This is a genomic window from Microcystis sp. M_OC_Ca_00000000_C217Col, assembly GCF_007095585.1.
Classification (GTDB): domain Bacteria; phylum Cyanobacteriota; class Cyanobacteriia; order Cyanobacteriales; family Microcystaceae; genus Microcystis; species Microcystis panniformis.
The window spans coordinates 1-4,258 of the sequence record NZ_SFBV01000144.1; the positions used below are offsets into that span (position 1 = coordinate 1).

Below are 4,258 nucleotides of genomic sequence, written 5' to 3' on the forward strand. Positions count from 1 at the left end.
ATAACTGATAACTGATAACTGATAACTGATAACTGATAACTGATAACTGATAACTGATAACTGATAACTGATAACTGATAACTGATAACTGATAACTGATAACTGATAACTGATAACTCACATCTGATAACTGATAACTGATAACTGATAACTGATAACTGATAACTGAAAACTCACATCTGATAACTGATAACTGATAACTGATAACTGATAACTGATAACTGATAACTGAATTAAAGCCATTCGATTTCTTTAGCTTTTTCGGGTAATTTAGCCGTGGCTTGTCCTTGGCTGCGGGACTGAAACCCAATTAAATCGAGGGGAGTAGCCAATAAATCTACTAAATCTGCTTTACCAAACAGTAACTTGAGGCTATTTTTTGGTAGCTCTTTTAATAACCAACGACTGAGAGTAAAAAATAACTCTTGATTGGTTAAAGGTCGCATCAATTCGACACCATACAATTCGTGAAGATAGCGATTCGAGCGCCCATAACGTTTTAATTGACTTCTTAAGTCTTCTAGGGTGGAACGATGACGATGGTAAATAATTGCCTCTGGTGCGTAGGTTAATTGCCAGTCGGTTTGTTGTTGAATACGCCAACAGATATCGGCATCACCACCGGTAGTTAAATAAGGACGAAATAAACCAACTTTTTGAAAAGCTTCTCGACGAATAGCGAGGTTAGCGGTTTGACCGTAGGGACAAAAAGAATGTTCTAAAAGAAATTTTGGTGACATAAAGTGACGACGTTCCGCATACTTTTCCAACCAAGTGGAACCAGTTAAGGCAGCAATTTCACCCGCTACCAGACCGATCCTAGTATCTTTAAAGGGTTGGATCAATTCTGTCAACCATTGGGGTGCGGGACGACAATCGGCATCGGTGAAGACCAAAAAAGGATAACGAGCGCTTTTGATCCCTTTGTTACGAGCAGCGTAGGAGCTTTGTATCTGATTTTCGCTTAAAATGATCAGGTTCAGTCCCCGGTGTTCTTCTGCTGCCTTTCCTAATAATTCTGCTGTGCGATCGCTACTATTATTATCAACTAAAATATATTCAACTAATTGACGGGGATAGGTCTGTTTGGCTAAACAATCAATGAGAGGGGGTAGATCTTTCTCCCCGTTATAAATTGGCACGATCACGGATACTTCGGGAAGGAACTGTAGGGTATTTGACATCGTTGGAGTCCAATAAACGGGCGAAGGTTGAACTATTCGCTACAATACTACTATAATTAATAGCAACAAAAAGCAAGTCTATTGTCACTTATTTTAGACCAACGATGAAAAGTTTCTTCCGAAAATTATTTTTCTATGCGGGTATTGTTTTGCTCTCACCCTTAATCATTGCTTTTCAGGTAGCTAATAATCGAGAACTTATCTTAGGTGATGTGCGGCGTTGGGTAGAGTTATTAGGCCGGGAAAAAAGAGCAGATTGGTTACAATTATTAGCTCTGTGTCTGGAGGCAAAAGAATTTAGGAATTTATATTATTGTCGTCTTTTTCAAGGTGGTTCATTCAGCCGCTTTTTTATGTATATTCTTAGGTTTTTCTATCGAGAAAGTTCCTACTTATTTCTAGATTCTTCCTGTTCGATTGGCAAAGGATTATTTATTCAACACGGTTTTAGTACGATTGTTATGGCGGATTTGGGCGATAACTGTTGGATTAATCAACAGGTAACAATTGGCTATAAAGATAAAAGCGGTCGCCCCAAAATTGGCAATAATGTCAGGATTACCGCCGGCGCTAAAGTCTTGGGAAATATTACCATCGGCGATAATGTCACCGTGGGCGCAAATTCAGTGGTAGTCAAGGATGTTCCAGCTAATTGTGTGGTGGTGGGTATTCCCGCTCGTATTATTAAACGGGACGGCGTTAAAGTAGATGAAAAATTATAAACGTTGACTTAAAATATATTCGGCAATTGCCAGATCCCCCGGAGTAGTAATTTTTAAGTTGGTTTCTTCACCGACGACAATTTTGACGGGAAAACCACATTTTTCTAATAAGGCGGCATCGTCGGTGACTTCCCAAGCTAATTTTCGGCCCTGTTCGTGACATTCTTTTAATAATTTTACCTGAAAACCCTGGGGTGTTTGAGCTGCCCACAACCGCGAGCGATCGGGTGTATCCTCAATCCAACCCTTGCTATCGACAATTTTAATCGTATCTTTCACCGGAATCGCCGCTATGAAACCCTGACAAGTGGCCAAAGCGGCGGCACAGCGATCGAATAATTCGGGGGTGGCTAAACAGCGCGCCCCATCGTGAATTAAAACCGTCTCAGCCCCCTCTGGTAGGGATTGTAAGCCATTGTAAACCGATTTTTGTCTGGTTTCGCCTCCTTGGATGATTTGCACGGGTTTAAGGGCATTTATGGCGGTGACAATTGCTCGGATCTCCGCAAAGTCTTCCGGTTGTGCCATGATGCCAATCCAGATAATTGCCCTGGATTGCATGGCAGCCAGCAAAGTCCAAGCGAGGAGCGGTTTTCCGTGCAGGGTGAGCAGTAACTTATTGCGATCGCTGCCCATCCGTTTACCCATTCCCGCTGCTGGAATTAACAAATACATATTTTTTTCAGGTAAAAAGTTAAGAATTCAATAGATTTGGTCTTTGATCCCCCCTTAATCCCCCCTTAATAAGGGGGGTGCCGATCCCCCCTTAATCCACCCTTGATCAGGGGGGTGCCGATGATTGTTAATCGCGTCAATAACCCCAAAACTATCCCTCTTAAGAGAATAAATCGAGGGGAAAGTGACCATAAGTACCGACTAATTGATCATTTTCTGATTGACAAGAAATCAGGACACCGCGATAGGTTCCCGTGTAGGAATCGAGATAGGAAGCTTGTCTTTGGGTATTGTATTTAATATACACCGCTCCCGGTTCTGGCTGGTCTTCTGGGAGAGTATTAGGCAGGGGGTATCCTAGGGCTTGTAGATAACTTTTTAGGGCTTTAAATCCCTCTTCATTGTTATCGGCACAGATACCTAAATTAATTGATTCCGAACCTTGGTTAACTAATAAAATTGCCTGTCTTAGAGCTTCTTCTTCTTCAGGGGATTGGGCAATTTTTAGCTTAATACATCCATATTCTTTTAGGAGTTTCAAGGCTTCTTCAATAGACATGAGCGGTTAGATAGGCGGGGCTAAAGATAAAAAATAAACTGTTGCTGCTGTCCTTAACGACAAATTCCCAAGTAAAAAAGCCCTAAATCATTGGGGTTTAGAGATAGGAAAATTTTGCATTGGTCTTAATCGTAAGATCGCCAATTTCGATCATATCAGGTTGGGGACAGGAAAATTTATCGGGTTTGTTCGATCGCTCCGGAGTGTGTGTACATTTCACTCACTGCTTTTTGATAGCCGAAGTAAGCACCTATAATAATTCCGGCACCAAAACCAATCGCTAGGTAAGACAAAATTATACTGAGGGGAAAAGAGGACTGTCTCTGATGAGATAGGGAAAATCGCTCACCAGTCGCCACAATATTCTCAGCAGCTTCAGGGAACTCCTCCCGTTTTTCTAGGGCTTTTTCTTCAGTTGTTTCAGAGTCTTCCAAAGCTTCTGGGGCATCTTCTCGGTCATTTTCGGCGATTTCTGCGGTTATTATCGGCAAAGAGTTTAATTTGGTGACACGATTGACGATTAAATCATCTTGACTCAGGATTATCGATTCTTGCCAAGCGGGGATATCGGATTCCTCGGTCATACCGTAAACGATCACTTGTTCTAATCCATCGATGCCCAAGCTTTTGATTTCTGCCGACAAAAAAGGTAATAACTTGTGTTGATTGGGTATCCTTTTGGATTGAACTTTTAGAGTCAGGACATTTTCTTGCGAGGTGGCTTCAACAACCTCTATTTTTCTGGTTAAGAGACTTTGGTTAAGTAGGGCGATAATTGCGGCTGCATCTTGCTGTTTAGCGGCATGGATAAGTTGTGCCTGATTCATGACCTTGAGGGACTAAGGAGGGGATATTATACTAAATTCTTAGGAGAGTGGGCAGTGGGTTTTTAAAGTGGGATTAGGGGTTGACTATACCATTAAGCAGTCGGACATAAATTCTGTCGTCTGTCTTAAGAAATGTAATTCTGGCAATTCTTGCTGACGACCGACTTGAAAGAGGGTGTAGGGTGTGGTGCGATTCGTTGGCTAGAAACTAGACAGTAAGACGTTTAGAGGATTAGCCGCTTGGTAAATGTAGTACCTTGATAACTTTATAACCATACAGGTGCGGGTTAG

At 41.8% G+C, this 4,258-nt stretch carries 6 protein-coding genes; 1 reads left to right on the forward strand and 5 read right to left on the reverse strand.

Annotated features, from left to right (window positions below):
- Positions 1–117: 117 nt before the first annotated feature.
- Positions 118–243: a hypothetical protein gene (locus EWV66_RS08365; RefSeq protein WP_287109249.1), complete on the reverse strand. Its 126-nt coding sequence runs from the start codon at positions 241–243 to the stop codon at positions 118–120.
- The gene (locus tag EWV66_RS08370) at positions 234–1,184 is read right to left on the reverse strand and encodes a glycosyltransferase family 2 protein (protein ID WP_072926525.1); all 951 of its coding nucleotides are present in this window, start codon (positions 1,182–1,184) and stop codon (positions 234–236) included. The genes EWV66_RS08365 and EWV66_RS08370 overlap by 10 nt, the downstream gene beginning before the upstream one ends.
- A gap of 104 nt (positions 1,185–1,288) precedes the next feature.
- On the opposite strand from EWV66_RS08370, the gene EWV66_RS08375 reads away from it, so the two are divergent.
- Positions 1,289–1,906, forward strand: a complete 618-nt coding sequence (locus tag EWV66_RS08375) for a serine O-acetyltransferase (RefSeq protein WP_072926523.1) — start codon at positions 1,289–1,291, stop codon at positions 1,904–1,906.
- Here EWV66_RS08375 and ispD read toward each other — a convergent pair.
- The 3 genes from ispD to EWV66_RS08390 all read right to left on the reverse strand — a co-directional run bounded on the left by ispD (position 1,901) and on the right by EWV66_RS08390 (position 3,967).
- Positions 1,901–2,581, reverse strand: a complete 681-nt coding sequence (gene ispD, locus EWV66_RS08380; protein ID WP_072926521.1) for a 2-C-methyl-D-erythritol 4-phosphate cytidylyltransferase — start codon at positions 2,579–2,581, stop codon at positions 1,901–1,903. The genes EWV66_RS08375 and ispD overlap by 6 nt on opposite strands.
- Before the next feature lie 160 nt (positions 2,582–2,741).
- On the reverse strand, positions 2,742–3,140 hold the full coding sequence (locus EWV66_RS08385; RefSeq protein ID WP_287109250.1) for a DUF1824 family protein: 399 nt from the start codon (positions 3,138–3,140) through the stop codon (positions 2,742–2,744).
- Between the two features lie 176 nt (positions 3,141–3,316).
- Positions 3,317–3,967, reverse strand: coding sequence for a hypothetical protein (locus EWV66_RS08390; RefSeq protein WP_072926517.1), 651 nt, complete (start codon positions 3,965–3,967; stop codon positions 3,317–3,319).
- Between the last annotated feature and the right edge of the window lie 291 nt (positions 3,968–4,258).

Bases quoted from the DNA above. Each gene is read 5' to 3' on its own strand.
- ispD (WP_072926521.1), bottom strand. From the start codon at position 2,581: ATGTATTTGTTAATTCCAGCAGCGGGAATGGGTAAACGGATGGGCAGC.
- EWV66_RS08385 (WP_287109250.1), bottom strand. From the start codon at position 3,140: ATGTCTATTGAAGAAGCCTTGAAACTCCTAAAAGAATATGGATGTATT.
- EWV66_RS08375 (WP_072926523.1), top strand. From the start codon at position 1,289: ATGAAAAGTTTCTTCCGAAAATTATTTTTCTATGCGGGTATTGTTTTG.
- EWV66_RS08390 (WP_072926517.1), bottom strand. From the start codon at position 3,967: ATGAATCAGGCACAACTTATCCATGCCGCTAAACAGCAAGATGCAGCC.
- EWV66_RS08370 (WP_072926525.1), bottom strand. From the start codon at position 1,184: ATGTCAAATACCCTACAGTTCCTTCCCGAAGTATCCGTGATCGTGCCA.
- EWV66_RS08365 (WP_287109249.1), bottom strand. From the start codon at position 243: ATGGCTTTAATTCAGTTATCAGTTATCAGTTATCAGTTATCAGTTATC.